The 14523-nt window shown below is 51.1% G+C and carries 16 protein-coding genes; 8 read left to right on the top strand and 8 right to left on the bottom strand.

Annotated elements, in window-relative coordinates; translation table 11 throughout:
• Positions 1 to 2: 2 nt before the first annotated feature.
• From dnaQ to MWU63_RS11095, 4 genes are read right to left on the bottom strand one after another with little or no spacing between them, the layout of a single operon-like run.
• Entirely contained in the window at positions 3 to 689 is a 687-nt protein-coding gene (gene dnaQ / locus MWU63_RS11110; RefSeq protein ID WP_213889677.1) for a DNA polymerase III subunit epsilon, read from the bottom strand.
• Complete coding sequence (gene coaE, locus MWU63_RS11105) at positions 682 to 1281, bottom strand: dephospho-CoA kinase (protein WP_213889674.1); 600 nt, start codon at positions 1279 to 1281, stop codon at positions 682 to 684. Before coaE ends, dnaQ begins: the two co-directional genes overlap by 8 nt.
• Complete coding sequence (locus MWU63_RS11100) at positions 1278 to 2114, bottom strand: shikimate dehydrogenase (protein ID WP_213889672.1); 837 nt, start codon at positions 2112 to 2114, stop codon at positions 1278 to 1280. The genes coaE and MWU63_RS11100 overlap by 4 nt, the downstream gene beginning before the upstream one ends.
• Complete coding sequence (locus MWU63_RS11095; protein WP_213889669.1) at positions 2111 to 2710, bottom strand: Maf family nucleotide pyrophosphatase; 600 nt, start codon at positions 2708 to 2710, stop codon at positions 2111 to 2113. The genes MWU63_RS11100 and MWU63_RS11095 overlap by 4 nt, the downstream gene beginning before the upstream one ends.
• Positions 2711 to 3125: 415 nt before the next feature.
• On the opposite strand from MWU63_RS11095, the gene hemJ reads away from it, so the two are divergent.
• The 7 genes from hemJ to MWU63_RS11060 all read left to right on the top strand — a co-directional run bounded on the left by hemJ (position 3126) and on the right by MWU63_RS11060 (position 10523).
• Positions 3126 to 3578, top strand: coding sequence for a protoporphyrinogen oxidase HemJ (gene hemJ, locus MWU63_RS11090; RefSeq protein ID WP_213889668.1), 453 nt, complete (start codon positions 3126 to 3128; stop codon positions 3576 to 3578).
• Between the two features lie 121 nt (positions 3579 to 3699).
• Positions 3700 to 4971: a transcription termination factor Rho gene (gene rho / locus MWU63_RS11085; protein WP_213889665.1), complete on the top strand. Its 1272-nt coding sequence runs from the start codon at positions 3700 to 3702 to the stop codon at positions 4969 to 4971.
• Between the two features lie 31 nt (positions 4972 to 5002).
• Positions 5003 to 6292, top strand: a complete 1290-nt coding sequence (mnmE, locus tag MWU63_RS11080) for a tRNA uridine-5-carboxymethylaminomethyl(34) synthesis GTPase MnmE (protein ID WP_213889664.1) — start codon at positions 5003 to 5005, stop codon at positions 6290 to 6292.
• Between the two features lie 3 nt (positions 6293 to 6295).
• Entirely contained in the window at positions 6296 to 8173 is a 1878-nt protein-coding gene (gene mnmG / locus MWU63_RS11075; RefSeq protein ID WP_247077894.1) for a tRNA uridine-5-carboxymethylaminomethyl(34) synthesis enzyme MnmG, read from the top strand.
• Complete coding sequence (rsmG, locus tag MWU63_RS11070) at positions 8170 to 8802, top strand: 16S rRNA (guanine(527)-N(7))-methyltransferase RsmG (protein WP_213889661.1); 633 nt, start codon at positions 8170 to 8172, stop codon at positions 8800 to 8802. The genes mnmG and rsmG overlap by 4 nt, the downstream gene beginning before the upstream one ends.
• Positions 8795 to 9625: a ParA family protein gene (locus MWU63_RS11065; protein WP_213889660.1), complete on the top strand. Its 831-nt coding sequence runs from the start codon at positions 8795 to 8797 to the stop codon at positions 9623 to 9625. Before rsmG ends, MWU63_RS11065 begins: the two co-directional genes overlap by 8 nt.
• Positions 9618 to 10523, top strand: coding sequence for a ParB/RepB/Spo0J family partition protein (locus MWU63_RS11060; protein ID WP_247077892.1), 906 nt, complete (start codon positions 9618 to 9620; stop codon positions 10521 to 10523). The genes MWU63_RS11065 and MWU63_RS11060 overlap by 8 nt, the downstream gene beginning before the upstream one ends.
• Here the strand turns inward: MWU63_RS11060 and MWU63_RS11055 are convergent.
• From MWU63_RS11055 to rph, 4 genes are read right to left on the bottom strand one after another with little or no spacing between them, the layout of a single operon-like run.
• The gene (locus MWU63_RS11055; protein WP_213889658.1) at positions 10498 to 10851 is read right to left on the bottom strand and encodes a YbaN family protein; all 354 of its coding nucleotides are present in this window, start codon (positions 10849 to 10851) and stop codon (positions 10498 to 10500) included. The genes MWU63_RS11060 and MWU63_RS11055 overlap by 26 nt on opposite strands.
• Position 10852: 1 nt before the next feature.
• Positions 10853 to 12022 carry a radical SAM family heme chaperone HemW gene (gene hemW / locus MWU63_RS11050; RefSeq protein ID WP_247077890.1) on the bottom strand — a complete coding sequence of 390 codons (1170 nt, stop codon included), beginning with the start codon at positions 12020 to 12022 and terminating at the stop codon, positions 10853 to 10855.
• Entirely contained in the window at positions 12006 to 12614 is a 609-nt protein-coding gene (rdgB, locus tag MWU63_RS11045; protein WP_247077888.1) for an RdgB/HAM1 family non-canonical purine NTP pyrophosphatase, read from the bottom strand. The genes hemW and rdgB overlap by 17 nt, the downstream gene beginning before the upstream one ends.
• A gap of 1 nt (position 12615) precedes the next feature.
• Entirely contained in the window at positions 12616 to 13329 is a 714-nt protein-coding gene (gene rph, locus MWU63_RS11040) for a ribonuclease PH (protein WP_213889652.1), read from the bottom strand.
• 120 nt (positions 13330 to 13449) lie between these two features.
• On the opposite strand from rph, the gene hrcA reads away from it, so the two are divergent.
• Positions 13450 to 14514 carry a heat-inducible transcriptional repressor HrcA gene (hrcA, locus tag MWU63_RS11035; protein ID WP_213889650.1) on the top strand — a complete coding sequence of 355 codons (1065 nt, stop codon included), beginning with the start codon at positions 13450 to 13452 and terminating at the stop codon, positions 14512 to 14514.
• Positions 14515 to 14523 lie beyond the last annotated feature (9 nt).

The raw sequence follows: 14523 nt of genomic DNA, 5'->3' as shown, positions 1-14523 counted from the left end.
ACCTAGTTTTTCCAAAGTGCGCCGTCGCCCATCGCGTCAACAAGTGCGGTGTGAGCGGCAGCTTCTTCTTTTGTGAGTCTTGATGGTAGCGAAACCGGGCGCGGACGGGGACGCCATTCTGTTTCAGAGCCCACTAAGTTTGACGAGGCTGCATCCGAAGCCAGAGCGAAATCTGGCTGACGACCACCAATAAGTTCAAGATACACTTCGGCCAGTATTTCGGAGTCCAATAGGGCACCGTGAAGTGTTCGTGCTGTATTGTCGATTCCGAACCTTCGGCACAAAGCATCAAGAGACGCTGGTGATCCCGGAAATTTTTTGCGTGCGACAGCAAGCGTGTCAAATGCCTGGCCCATGGGCAACAATGGAAGGCCCGCCCATTTCAGCTCTGCATTCAGAAATTTCATGTCAAAACTGGCATTATGAATCACCAGCTGCGAATCCTTTACGAAATCGAGGAATTCCTGACCTACCGCTTTAAATACCGGCTTATCTGATAAAAACTCGTCGCCAAGACCGTGTACTTCAAATGCGCTCTGCGGCATTTCCCGTTCTGGGTTGATATATTGGTGGTACGTTTTTCCCGTCGGCAGTTGGTTCCACAGCTCCACTGCGCCGATTTCAACGATGCGGTCACCTTGCTCTGGCTCAAATCCTGTCGTTTCCGTATCAAGAACGATTTCACGCATTCGCAATCCGCTTTCTTACTTTTTCAAGCACATCATGAACAGCGGCGCGCGCCTCGTCCAGTGTCAGCGTTTCTATGATAAAGTCGGCACGGTTTCGCTTTTCGGAATCCGGCATCTGCTTTGAGAGAATAAGGTCTAGCTGCCCTTCATCCATCCCGGGGCGTTCGAGAACTCGGGCGCGTTGAATATTTTCGGGAACTGTAACCACCACAGTTGCATCCATCGTTGACTCGGTTCCAAGCTCGAACAACAGCGGAATGTCGAACAGGAGTATATCCGAATTCGTTTCTTCGATGAATCTCTGGCGGTCTTTAGCGACCAGTGGATGAACAATAACCTCAATCTGTTTTAGTGCCGTTGCGTCTGACGCAATCCATGCTTTCAAAGTCCCTCGGTCTACAACTCCGTCCACAACCGCCTGCGGACACAGGGCCCGTATTGATCTAACGGCTTCACCGCCCTTTCCATAAAGCCTGTGAACTGCGGCATCAGCATCCCACACCGGGATGCCCGCTTCGGCAAAAAGTCGTGCGGTCGTGGACTTTCCCATACCGATGGAGCCGGTCAAACCAAGAAAAAATGGTTTTTTCATACCGACAATACAGCCTTCCTTGTCGCCTCATCTACGGTGGGTCTTACTCCGAACCACCGCTCGAATGCGGGCGCTGCCTGATACAACAACATTCCAAGACCATCGACTGTCTGACACCCCATTTCTTCGGCGGCTTTCAAGAGCGTTGTTTTCAGCGGGGCGTAGACCAAATCTGTAACAACTGCTTTTTTATTTAGCCCGTCCAGCGGGATCCGAAAATCTGGCTTACCCACCATGCCAAGCGAAGATGTATTTATCACTGTCGCTGCGTCATCGAGCATATTGCCTGACTGCACCCAATCAAACACCTTTATCCTTGTTCCAAATTCACTGCGCAGTGAATCCGCTCTTGATCGGGTTCTATTGGATAGAAAAATTTCTTTGACGCCCACTTCTATCAAAGTCGCCAAAACAGCGCGCGCCGCGCCACCGGCGCCAATCACCGCGGCCGGGCCAGCGTCTGGCCGCCAGTTGGGGGCTCCATGCCTTAGATTTTCTATAAATCCGTAGCCGTCGGTATTATCTGCATGCACCCTGCCATCTTTGCGAAAGATTAATGTATTCGCGGCACCTATCAATGCTGCCCTGTCGGTCACGAGATCTGCAATTTCCAACACCGCCTCTTTATGTGGAATCGTTACGTTCACTCCGACAAACCCAAGACGTGGCAGTGTCCGGATCGCTTCTTTCAAATCGTCATAGGCCACATCCATCGGAATGTAGTGGCCCCTGATACCGTAGGTTTTTAACCAATGCGCGTGTAGTGCCGGCGATTTACTGTGCGATACCGGAGATCCTACAACACCTGCCAGTGGAATTTTTTGCTCGCTCATTTTTCCAATACCCCTCGCAGAGAAAAATACGACAGAAGTTCCAGCAATGGGAGCCCCAGAACCGTGAAATAGTCACCCTCTATTTTGGAAAAAAGCCTTACGCCTTCTTCTTCCAGTTTATAGCCACCGACCGAGTGTTGAATGCTATGCCAGTTTCGGCCGAGGTAGGCGTCTAGATATGAATCCGAAAAACTGTGCATATGCAACCTTACCTGCCCGATATGTCGCCAAACTGGCGCGCCACCTTCATAGACGACGACCGCAGAAAGCAAACTATGGCGTGATCCGCGTAAGTGCACAAGTTGGGCGCGCGCCTCGTCAACTGATTTCGGTTTCGCGAGTATAGCGCCAGAAACTTCCAGTATCTGATCACAACCGATTATAAGCGCTTCTGGGTTTTTCTGGCTCATACAGCGGGCCTTTTGTTCAGCCAGCGCATCAGATACATCCCGCGGCGAGGCCCCGTCTGCCAAAAGAGAATTCCGGATGCTCTCTTCGTCCACGCGCGCAATCTGAACTTCAAAGGGGACTCCAGCATTTTTCAAAAGTTTCTGACGAATTTCGGAACCTGACGCTAGAATGATCCGCTGTGACATGTTGAAGACCCTGTGGATGATTGATTGTATTAGTTATGGGTAAATTGGGCGAAAAAATGGTTTTCGCCGAAGTTCTGTATTCTCGCCTTAGTTCAGTCGCTATCCAGCATTTTTATCCCCGGTGGGAAAGGATAAAATCTTTTTGTGGAGAAATCGCCCGCTCTCTGAATTAACCGTATTTATCCACAAATTATTTCTGTAATTTCTATGTAACTATTTGTAATAAATAAGTAATTTTTGTTCTTTTTTTTATCCTCGGGTTATCTGCCATTTACACACAGGTTTTTCTTATCTGTACCATTCTGTGAATAACTATTTAATCCAGAGAATTCCTGATCGCTACATAATCATCATCTCTTTTCTTCTTCTTTTATTAATTTAGAAAGATAGTGTAGAAACTTGGGGGCGATATAGAATGACCGACATCCTTACAGATTTTTATCCTTGGATTAAGACGCTTCATATTGTTTCAGTTATCGCTTGGATGGCAGGTCTTTTTTATCTTCCTCGCCTTTTTGTCTATCACACAGAAGAAGTTCAAAAAGGGTCAGATACAGATGAATTGTTTCAGAAGATGGAAGTTAAGCTTCTTCGCCTGATTATGAACCCGGCTATGGTTTCGACCTGGGTGTTTGGTTTGTTGCTTGTCTTTACCCCTGGCGTCGTAACCTGGGCGTTTGTCTGGCCGTGGTTAAAAGCTGCAGCGGTGCTTGGTATGACATGGTTTCATCATTGGCTTGGGTATCGTAGAAAAGATTTTTTACGAGGTGAAAATACTTTGACCGGGCGGCGATACCGGGTGATGAATGAGGTTCCCACAATTCTTTTGTTGGTAATTGTTACCTCAGTGGTGGTGCGACCTTTCTAAGGAATGTTGACTTGCAGGGGTTCTGGCCCTATTTGGTCTATCGAAACCAGCCGTCCGGCTGGGTAGATTCCCCACTGAACATTGACCGTGCGCCAATAAGGCCGGTCCAGAGAGCACCCCAATGACGAAAGAATGCCTGTCCCTTGCTGACCTGAAAATAAAAACGCCCAAAGATCTTCTGTCGATGGCTGAGGAGCTTGAGATCGAAAACGCGTCGACCATGCGAAAAGGCGACATGATGTTTTCGATCCTCAAGGAACGCGCGGACGATGGATGGGAAATATCCGGTGATGGTGTTTTAGAAGTTTTGCAAGACGGGTTTGGTTTTTTAAGATCACCCGAAGCAAACTATCTCGCTGGGCCAGACGACATTTATGTTTCACCAGAAATGATTCGTCAGTTTTCGCTGCGGACGGGTGATACAATCGAGGGCGTGATTCAAGCACCGCGGGACGGCGAAAACTATTTTGGCATGATCAGCGTCGCGGCGATTAACTTTCAAGAGCCGGAAAAAGCAAAACACAAAGTCGCTTTTGATAACCTTACGCCGCTCTATCCCGATGAGCGCCTCAAGATGGAAGTTGAAGGCGCGGTTACGAAAGACCGTTCAGCCCGCATAATCGACCTTGTTGCGCCAATTGGTAAGGGTCAGCGCGGATTGATTGTTGCGCCACCTCGTACAGGTAAAACTGTTCTTTTGCAGAACATCGCGAATTCGATCGCGATGAACCATCCAGAATGCTACCTGATTGTTCTTTTGATCGACGAACGTCCCGAAGAGGTGACGGACATGCAGCGCTCAGTTAAAGGCGAGGTTGTGTCTTCAACGTTTGACGAACCTGCAACCCGCCACGTTGCTGTTGCTGAAATGGTAATTGAAAAAGCGAAGCGGCTTGTCGAACACAAGCGTGACGTTGTTATCCTGCTTGACTCTATCACGCGTCTCGGGCGTGCCTTTAATACGGTTGTGCCGTCCTCTGGTAAGGTCCTGACGGGTGGTGTCGATGCAAACGCACTACAGCGGCCTAAGCGGTTTTTCGGCGCTGCACGGAACATTGAAGAGGGCGGCTCGCTAACCATCATCGCGACAGCATTGATTGATACGGGCAGCCGGATGGACGAAGTTATCTTTGAAGAATTCAAAGGCACCGGTAACTCAGAAATCGTTCTTGATCGTAAGGTCGCGGATAAGCGCGTATTCCCGGCGATGGATATCCTGAAGTCAGGCACCCGGAAAGAGGACCTGCTGGTTGATAAAATTGACTTGCAGAAAACATTCGTGCTGCGCCGTATCCTCAACCCAATGGGTACGACCGATGCAATCGAATTCCTGATCTCGAAACTTAAGCAAACGAAATCGAATGCTGAATTCTTCGACTCGATGAATACATAATTATTTAACTAAAACAAATAGTTAGTTAAAAATGGAGACGATTTATGCCCTGGCGACAGCCCGCGGAAAAGCGGGTGTTGCGGTTATCCGGTTATCCGGCCCGCGCTCTTTTTCTGCGATCGAAAACCTTGCCGGGTCATTGCCAGAACCACGCGTGGCCGGGCTACGGCCTTTGAGGGATGACGCGGGTCAATTGCTGGATGAAGCGTTGGTTTTGACCTTTGTCGAGGGTCACAGTTTTACAGGCGAGCAATCTGCAGAGCTGCATTTGCATGGCAGTCAGGCAACCGTGGCCGCAGTACTCAGAGCATTGGAAAAACAGGAAGATCTCAGGCTAGCAGAGCCGGGTGAATTTACGCGCCGTGCTCTGGAAAACGGACAGCTTGATCTGGCGCAGGTAGAGGGGCTTGCGGACCTGATAGAGGCCGAGACAGAAGCGCAGCGCAAGCAGGCCCTGCGGGTGCTGACAGGTGCCCTTGGTGACAAAGCAGCAGTTTGGCGGAGCCGGCTTATTCGGGCAGCGGCGTTGCTTGAGGCAACAATAGATTTCGCAGACGAAGACGTACCTGTTGATGTATCGCCAGAAGTGTTGGAGCTGCTGGCGGAAGTTGGATTATCGCTGGAAGAAGAAGCACGGGGCGTTGCGGTTTCTGAACGAATAAGAGACGGCTTTGAAGTGGCAATTGTCGGACCGCCTAACGCTGGAAAATCGACTTTGCTGAACGCCCTGGCGGGACGGGAAGCGGCAATAACATCTGAGTACGCAGGCACCACGCGCGATGTCATCGAAGTGCGTATGGATCTGAACGGTCTTCCGGTCACGGTACTAGATACTGCAGGTCTGCGCGAAACAGAGGATTACGTCGAAGGGATCGGCATTGCGCGGGCGATGGAGCGCGCAAGGCTAGCCGACATGCGTGTGTTCTTGCAGGGTGATGAAGGATCATACCTTGAATTGCAGCCGGAAGCCGATGATATCGTAGTCAAAGGTAAAGGTGACCTAAGGGGCAACGATGGGTTTAGCGTATCGGGGAAAACCGGGCTCGGGGTGTCGGAACTTATAGCGCGAATTGTAAAGATTCTGAATGTAAGGGTTGCGACCGCAGCGACCGCAACCCGCGACCGCCACAGGATCGCAATTGAACGAGCGATGAAGGCTTTGGAATCAGCGCGAAATGAGGTAATGAATGGCCCGGATCGCGCCGAGCTGGCGGCCGAAGAGATCCGGACAGCCATTCGCGCTCTGGATTCTTTGATAGGGTTGGTGGATGTCGAGAACATATTGGACGAAATTTTCGCGAGTTTCTGTCTTGGAAAGTAAGGAATGTTTCACGTGAAACATCGGGGATTTGATGTTGTAGTTGTTGGCGGAGGCCACGCTGGCGCTGACGCTGCTCTCGCGTCTGCCCGGATGGGTGCGCGCACAGCATTGGTAACTCTCAGCTTTGGTTCTATTGGTGTGATGTCCTGCAATCCGGCGATTGGCGGTCTTGGTAAGGGTCATCTCGTGCGCGAGATTGATGCGCTTGACGGTGCAATGGGCCGCGTCGCTGATAAAGCGGGTATTCAGTTTCGCCTTCTAAACCGACGCAAAGGCCCGGCAGTTCAGGGGCCGCGCGCGCAAGCGGACCGAAATTTGTACCGAAACGCGATGCAGGAAGAGATTTCATGTGCCCAAAACCTGACTGTGATTGAGGGCGAGGTTGTTGATTTAGTAGTTAAAAACGGCAAAGTCAGCGGGCTGAAACTGCAAGATGAAGCAGAGATTTTTGCGAAATCTGTCATTCTGACGACAGGCACTTTCTTGCGCGGTGTAATTCACATTGGAAATGTATCGCGCCCAGGAGGCCGGATTGGTGACAAGCCATCCGTCAAACTGGCCGAACGGATGGACGAGTTTGGTTTTGCGTTGGGGCGCCTTAAAACGGGAACGCCACCACGCCTTAAAGGAAGCACAATCCGCTGGGACTTGCTGGAAACACAGCCAGGCGATGACGAGCCAACCCTGTTTTCCTTTATGTCAAAGTCAGTTACGGCGCGGCAAATTTCATGCGGTATCACGCATACGAATGAACAGACGCATGAAATAATTCGGAAAAACCTAGAGCTTTCCGCAATGTACGGCGGGCACATTGACGGTGTCGGGCCACGCTATTGCCCGTCTATTGAGGACAAGATCGTAAGGTTCGCTGATAAAACCTCACATCAAATCTTTCTGGAGCCCGAGGGGTTGGATACAGACACCATTTACCCGAATGGTATATCAACGTCGCTGCCCGAGGATGTACAGAAAGCTTATGTAAATTCGATCTACGGCCTTGAAAACGCAGAGATTGTTCAGCCGGGATACGCGATTGAATATGATTACGTGGACCCGCGGGCATTAAAGCCGACATTGGAAACGAAAACTGTGCCCGGACTGTATTTGGCCGGCCAGATTAATGGAACAACCGGGTATGAAGAGGCTGCGGCGCAAGGGCTTGTCGCTGGTTTGAACGCGGCACTGGTGGCAACCGGTAGAGAGCCAGTAATTTTTAGCCGCGCAGATTCATACATCGGCGTCATGGTTGATGACCTGATAACAAGGGGTGTTTCTGAACCTTACCGCATGTTCACCTCTCGCGCAGAGTTTCGCTTGTCGCTCCGCGCCGATAACGCTGATCAGCGTTTGACGCCGATTGGCATTGACCTTGGATGTGTGGGTAAGGCCAGGCGCATAGCATTTGAGGAAAAAGGAGATGCGCTCGCCTCCGCGAAAGAAAAACTGTTAGCGCTTTCGATAACGCCGAAAGAAATCGCCGCTGAGGGAATAAACATTAATCAGGATGGCGTTCGGCGTTCCGGATACAGGCTGTTGTCGTTTCCGGATGTTACCTTTGGCTTGCTTGAAAAACTTGACCCATCGATGAGCGATATTTCAGAGGATGTGAAAGTTCAGCTTTCGCGCGATGCCGTCTATGAGAATTACATCGGCCGGCAAGCGAAAGACGTTGAGGCGATGCGAAGGGACGAGCAGCACAAGGTACCTTCGGATTTTGACTACGATGGTTTGAACGGGCTTTCAAACGAGCTTAAAAATAAACTGAAAACCGTTCAACCCCAGACACTTGCGCAAGCTGGCCGAATCGAAGGTGTTACGCCAGTGGCGTTGACTCTTTTGCTAGCTAAGCTTCAGCAGGCGAAAAGAAAGCGCTCTGCGTGACGGCTCGCGACGGCAGGGGTGCGTTTTGCGCGGAGATAGATGTTTCACGTGAAACATTGGATCGGTTGGAGTTTTACGCCGAACTTCTGGAAAAATGGAATCCCACGATAAATCTCGTCTCGAAAGCGACGATCGATGAAATCTGGACGCGGCATTTTCTGGATTCTGCGCAACTGTGTGATCTGGTGACTCGGGAGATCCATCACTGGGCCGATTTTGGGGCAGGCGGCGGATTTCCCGGTTTAGTTGTTGCGGTGTTGCTGAAAGAACGCTCTCCCGAAACGAAAATGACCCTGGTTGAAAGCGATAAAAGAAAAGCAACTTTCCTGCGTACCGCCGTCAGAGAATTAGCTGTAAATACAGATGTTGTTTCTGAACGAATTGAGGGGCTAACCCCCTTAAAAGCTGACGTTTTGTCTGCGAGGGCGCTCGCACCGCTAGTTAAGTTATGTGAGTACGCAGAACGGCACCTTGCGCCGTCCGGTGCCGCTCTTTTTCCCAAGGGTGCGAACCACGCAGAAGAATTAAAGGAAGCTCTTGCATCTTGGACGTTCAAAAGCCAAGAGTTCCCGAGTAAGACAAATTTAAATGCCGTTATTCTAAAACTTGGAGACATTGCGCGTGTCTGATCCGACTCGACCAACAGGACCAAAGATTATTGCCGTGGCGAACCAAAAAGGCGGCGTTGGCAAAACAACAACAACAATAAATCTCGGCGCAGCTCTGGCAGAGCTTGGCCTGAACGTAATGATTGTTGATCTTGACCCACAAGGAAACGCATCAACCGGGCTCGGCGTCGACTCAGATCATCGAAAGCTAACCACCTATGACTTGTTGCTGGGCGACGCAGCACTACACGATGTAGTGCAGCCAACCTCGGTAGAGGGATTGGTGATCATTCCCGCGACGACCGATCTTAGCTCAGCTGATATAGAATTGTTTTCGAGCGAGAAGCGCAGCTTTCTTTTGCACGACGCGCTTCGCCAGCCGGCAATCGATTTCTTTGAGCTTGACTACATTTTGATCGATTGCCCGCCTTCGCTGAGCTTGCTGACCGTTAACGGCATGGTCGCAGCGCATTCGGTGCTTGTGCCGCTGCAAAGTGAATTCTTTGCGCTCGAGGGGCTATCGCAGCTTATGCTGACGATCCGCGAGATACGGCAAACAGCGAATTCTGGCCTAAGGATCGAAGGTATTGTGCTGACCATGTACGATAGCCGCAATAACTTGTCATTGCAGGTCGAGAAAGATGCGCGGGACAATCTGGGGGATTTGGTGTTTAAAACCATAATTCCACGAAACGTTCGCGTAAGCGAGGCCCCGTCTTTTGCGCTTTCGGTGCTTGAATATGATTCAAGCTCCAAAGGAAGTCAGGCATATCGTGCCTTGGCTCAAGAATTAGCGCAACGACACGGGACAATACTAAATATAGGGAGGGGCGAGGATGGCTGACAAAAAACACGAGCGTCGCGGACTTGGACGCGGACTATCGGCGCTTATGGCTGATGTCCAGGCAGACGAACGCAGCGAGGGGGCGGTTCCTGCCGCAGCAGACAGAAAAATCCCTATCGAGAAGCTTGTCCCAAACCCTGACCAGCCAAGGCGAAGTTTTGCTGATGAAAACCTTCAAGAGCTCGCGGCGTCAATTCGTGAGAAAGGCGTAATCCAGCCACTTATTGTCCGAGAAAACCCTAACAATACAGATACTTATCAAATTGTTGCCGGTGAAAGACGCTGGCGCGCAGCACAAGTTGCACAGCTGCACGAGCTTCCTGTCGTTGTACGCGATTTCAGCGATACCGAAGTTCTTGAGATTGCAATTATAGAAAATATTCAAAGGGCTGATCTTAACCCGGTTGAGGAGGCGATGGGCTATCGACAGTTGATGGACAGATTCGGCCATACACAAGAAAAGCTTGCCCAGGGGCTTTCTAAAAGCCGAAGCCACATCGCCAACCTGATGCGTTTGCTTCAGCTGCCGGAACCGGTGCTGGACATGCTTAGATCGGGCGATCTTACGACCGGACATGCCCGTGCGCTGATTACAACGGAAGATCCGCTGAAACTTGCAAAAGAGATTGTTGCGAAAGGTTTGTCCGTTCGCGAAACGGAACGGTTGGCTCAGGCGCCGAAGATAAAACCGACAGCAACAAAGCCACAGAGAGCAGAGAAAGACGCGGATACCCGCGCCTTAGAAGCAGACCTGTCAGCTAACCTTGGTATGAAAGTCAACGTTGACCACAAGCCAGGCCAAGATTCCGGCCAAGTTTTGATAAAGTACAAAACGCTGGAAGACCTGGATGAGCTTTGCCGGATACTGACAGCTATGCCTCTGGACGAGTCCAGATAAAAATCAGCACAGCGACAAGTACAACGGCCTGCAATGTTAGCACGGAGGGTGCGACGCTAAGCGCAAATGGTACAATGAACGCTGTAGCAATTGATGCCGTTGCCAGGATTTTGGCACGGCGACGTATTGCGCCGTTTTTTCGCCAGTCTTGAATGGGGGGTCCAAAAACCGGATGCGACAGAAGCCAGTTATACAAGCGCTTTGACGACCGAGCGAAGCAGAACGCCGAAAGAAGCAGGAAGGGCACCGTTGGAAGAATTGGTAAAAAAGCACCAATTAAACCGAGCGCGAGAGTGAAAAGACCAATGCTGACCCAAAGCAGCCGCATATTATTCCGCCAGTAGTTCGCTAAGAACTGAATTTAGCAACACACGGCCATTTGGGGTAGCGACCAGCCGGTCCCGAGTCTTAAACACCATCCCCAGATCAGCTAACCTATTGATATTAAGTGGGTTAATCCGATGACCGGCGAGCGCATGGAAGCGGTCCAGGTCCATTCCCTCAGCAAGCCGAAGGCTCATCATCAGGTATTCCAGCGCCTGATCTTCTTTCTTGACCAGCTCCCGGTACATTTCGCCAGTTCCTGTACCCTCAACCGCCTCAAGCCATTTTTGAGGATAGGAATGAGTTTCTATCGCTGTTTTCTCGCCCAATAGTGTTAGTCTACCGTGCGCGCCTGGGCCAATTCCGGCGTAGTCCCCGTAACGCCAATAAATCAGGTTGTGGCGCGATTCAAAGCCATTTTTGGCATGGTTAGAGACTTCATAGGCCGAAAGACCCGCGGTATCGCAGATCTCCTGGGTCGCCAGATACATATCCGCAGAAGCGTTATCGTCGGGAAGTCCGCCAAGCCGGCCGCGGTTGAATCGGTCTCCAAAAGCGGTGCCTTGCTCTATTGTCAGTTGATAAAGCGATAGATGGTCCAGAGACAATGAAAGCGCGGTGTCTAATTCGGCGCGCCAATCATCAAGAGCTTGATGCTGGCGCGCATAAATCAGATCAAAGCTCACCCGATCAAATGTTTTTCGAGCAATATCAAGGGCTTCCATAGCTTCTGCGGCGCTGTGCAATCTGCCCAGGCGTTTCAAGTCTTCGTCGTTTAGCGCCTGAGCCCCCATTGAGACGCGATTAACGCCCGCGTCTCGATAGCCACGGAAACGCCCAGCTTCTATTGACGTGGGATTTGCCTCTAACGAGATTTCAACATCATTGGCCAGCGTCCAGGTGTCCGAGATTTTCTCAATAATCGCCGAAACCAGGGCCGGGTCCATCAGGCTGGGCGTACCGCCCCCAAAAAATACGGTATTTAGGACGCGCCCCCCAGTTTCTTCTCCAACGCGCTCAATTTCAGAAAGGAATGCATGCTGCCAACGGGCCTGATCCACTGACGACGAGACGTGAGAGTTGAAGTCGCAATATGGGCATTTGGACTGGCAAAAGGGCCAGTGAAGATAGAGCCCAAAGCCCCCATTTTGCCAATCTTCAGTCAAAACATCCATCAACCAGTTCTGAAAAAGCCGCGGCGCGGTGGCTCATCCCGTGTTTCTTCTCAGGGCTCATTTCGCCAAAGGTTTCGGACTCGCCATTTGGAAGAAACATAGGATCATACCCGAAGCCATGGCTACCACGTATCGGCCAGACAAGGCGCCCATCGACTTTACCCTCGAATATTTCGTCATGCCCATCCGGCCAGGCAAGACAAAGCGTACAATTGAAAGAGGCCGAACGAGGTTCTTTTGCGCCCATATCCTCAAGCTTTGACCAAACTTTACTCATTGCCATTGGGAAATCGCGCCCATCTGGTGTTTCAGCCCAGTCAGCCGTGTAAACGCCCGGCGCGCCATCCAACGCATCGACCATAATGCCGCTGTCGTCGGACAAAGCAGGCAAGCCGCTTTTTTTTGCAGCGAAATGCGCCTTTATGCGGGCGTTTCCGGCGAAGGTATCTTCTGTTTCTTCCGGCTCGTCAAAGCCAAGCGCAGCAGCAGAAACAACATCGACCCCGTGAGGGGCAAGAAGCGCAGAAATCTCCCGGAGCTTTCCAACATTATGGGTGGCGACCACCAATTTGCCTTCCGTTAGCTTTCGCATTTCAGGCAACCGCAGCAAGTTGCGCAGCAGTCAATTCTGCAGAGCCTTTTTCAGCCAAATCCATGAGGGCATTCATTTGTTCGCGTGAAAAGGTTGACCCTTCGGCGGACATTTGAACCTCGATCAGTTTCCCAGACCCGGTCATCACAAAATTGGCGTCAACGCCGGCTTCCGAATCTTCGGGGTAATCAAGGTCCAGCACAGGCTGGCCAGCGTAGATTCCGCAACTGATAGCTGATACCGGGTCGAGCAATGGATCAGAAATGACCTCGCCCGTTTTCATTAGTTTGTTTACAGCAAGGCGCAGCGCAATCCATCCGCCGGTAATTGCGGCACAGCGGGTGCCCCCGTCTGCTTGAATAACGTCGCAATCGACCGTTATCTGACGCTCACCCAGCGCAACACGGTCAACGCCCGCGCGAAGACTGCGCCCAATCAGGCGCTGAATTTCCTGAGTACGACCAGATTGTTTGCCTGCGGCAGATTCGCGGCGCATTCTGGTATGTGTCGCGCGTGGCAGCATTCCGTATTCTGCGGTTACCCACCCAAGACCAGAATTCTTGAGAAACGGAGGTACGCGCGCCTCAAGTGACGCGGTACATAGCACATGGGTCTCTCCCATCTTGATCAGGCAGGATCCTTCGGCGTGTTTTGTAAAGCCGACCTCGATGGAAACCGCACGCATCTCATCGGTTTGTCTTGCAGAAGGGCGCATAAAAATATCCTCTATCATAAGCTTGCGGGGTGATACCCGGACCTGCTCAAAAAAGGCAAGCACGATTGATGCGAGCCACGCGTGCAATTTAATGTCAGTATGCATATATAACGGTGAGATATGGCAGATCGCTCAGAAATGTATAACGAAATGAACGACCGCTCGCGCGAAGTTTTTCGCCGCGTCGTTGAAAACTATCTCGAAAGCGGTGATCCCGTCGGATCCCGTACACTGACACGTACGTTGAGCGAAAAAGTGAGCGCAGCGACAGTCCGAAACGTCATGCAAGACTTAGAATTCATGGGGCTTTTGAACAGCCCGCATGTTTCGGCGGGCCGTATACCAACACAACAAGGCCTACGCATGTTTGTAGACGGGTTGTTAGAAGTTGGGGATCTAGATAAAGACGACCGCGAAAAAATCGACGCGACACTCGGATCAAATGAGCGTGACGTTGGAACAATGCTCGACAGGATAGGCTCAGCGCTGTCGGGGCTCACACATGGTGCAAGTCTTGTACTGGCTCCGAAACACGAAGCACCGATAAAGCATATAGAGTTTATTCACCTGGCTCAGGACCGTGCGCTTGTTGTTCTTGTTTTTGCAGACGGACACGTGGAAAACCGCGTTTTCACCCCGCCTAAGGGACAAACGCCTTCATCGCTCCGCGAGGCCGCAAATTTCCTGAACTCATTGGCGGAGGGAAGAACGCTCGCAGAGCTTCGGTTTAAAGTCGGCCATGAAATAAAAGTCCGACGTCAGGAAATTGATTCACTGGCCCGCGACATGGTTGAAAACGGAATGGCCCTCTGGGAAAATGAAGGCCAGCATTCTGAACGTCTGATCGTAAGGGGCCGTGCGAATCTCCTGGATGAAGAGGCGGACACCGAGGGCCTTGATCGCATAAAAAACCTGTTTGACGATCTTGAACGAAAGCGCGATATCGCTGAATTCCTCGAATTAACCGAAGAAGGAGAGGGCGTTCGCATTTTTATTGGCTCTGAGAACAAACTCTTTTCACTTTCGGGTTCCTCTTTGGTGGTTTCACCATATATGAACGCTGATCGAAAGATTGTCGGTGCAGTTGGGGTCATCGGGCCCACGCGGCTCAACTATGGGCGGATTGTACCGATCGTGGATTATACGGCACAGCTGGTCGGGAAACTGATTTCCGACCGAAGCTAAGGGACTAAG

Origin of the sequence: Pseudohalocynthiibacter sp. F2068, assembly GCF_023015645.1 — a bacterium.
In the GTDB taxonomy this organism is placed as follows: Bacteria; Pseudomonadota; Alphaproteobacteria; order Rhodobacterales; family Rhodobacteraceae; genus Pseudohalocynthiibacter; species Pseudohalocynthiibacter aestuariivivens.
Note: the sequence above shows the minus strand (reverse complement) of the source record. Positions and strands in the feature narration are given on the sequence as shown.

Coding starts and splice junctions, on each gene's coding strand:
- dnaQ (WP_213889677.1), bottom strand. CDS start 689: ATGCGTGAAATCGTTCTTGATACGGAAACGACAGGATTTGAGCCAGAG.
- coaE (WP_213889674.1), bottom strand. CDS start 1,281: ATGAAAAAACCATTTTTTCTTGGTTTGACCGGCTCCATCGGTATGGGA.
- MWU63_RS11100 (WP_213889672.1), bottom strand. CDS start 2,114: ATGAGCGAGCAAAAAATTCCACTGGCAGGTGTTGTAGGATCTCCGGTA.
- MWU63_RS11095 (WP_213889669.1), bottom strand. CDS start 2,710: ATGTCACAGCGGATCATTCTAGCGTCAGGTTCCGAAATTCGTCAGAAA.
- hemJ (WP_213889668.1), top strand. CDS start 3,126: ATGACCGACATCCTTACAGATTTTTATCCTTGGATTAAGACGCTTCAT.
- rho (WP_213889665.1), top strand. CDS start 3,700: ATGACGAAAGAATGCCTGTCCCTTGCTGACCTGAAAATAAAAACGCCC.
- mnmE (WP_213889664.1), top strand. CDS start 5,003: ATGGAGACGATTTATGCCCTGGCGACAGCCCGCGGAAAAGCGGGTGTT.
- mnmG (WP_247077894.1), top strand. CDS start 6,296: ATGTTTCACGTGAAACATCGGGGATTTGATGTTGTAGTTGTTGGCGGA.
- MWU63_RS11060 (WP_247077892.1), top strand. CDS start 9,618: ATGGCTGACAAAAAACACGAGCGTCGCGGACTTGGACGCGGACTATCG.
- MWU63_RS11055 (WP_213889658.1), bottom strand. CDS start 10,851: ATGCGGCTGCTTTGGGTCAGCATTGGTCTTTTCACTCTCGCGCTCGGT.
- hemW (WP_247077890.1), bottom strand. CDS start 12,022: ATGGATGTTTTGACTGAAGATTGGCAAAATGGGGGCTTTGGGCTCTAT.
- rdgB (WP_247077888.1), bottom strand. CDS start 12,614: ATGCGAAAGCTAACGGAAGGCAAATTGGTGGTCGCCACCCATAATGTT.
- rph (WP_213889652.1), bottom strand. CDS start 13,329: ATGCGCCCTTCTGCAAGACAAACCGATGAGATGCGTGCGGTTTCCATC.
- hrcA (WP_213889650.1), top strand. CDS start 13,450: ATGGCAGATCGCTCAGAAATGTATAACGAAATGAACGACCGCTCGCGC.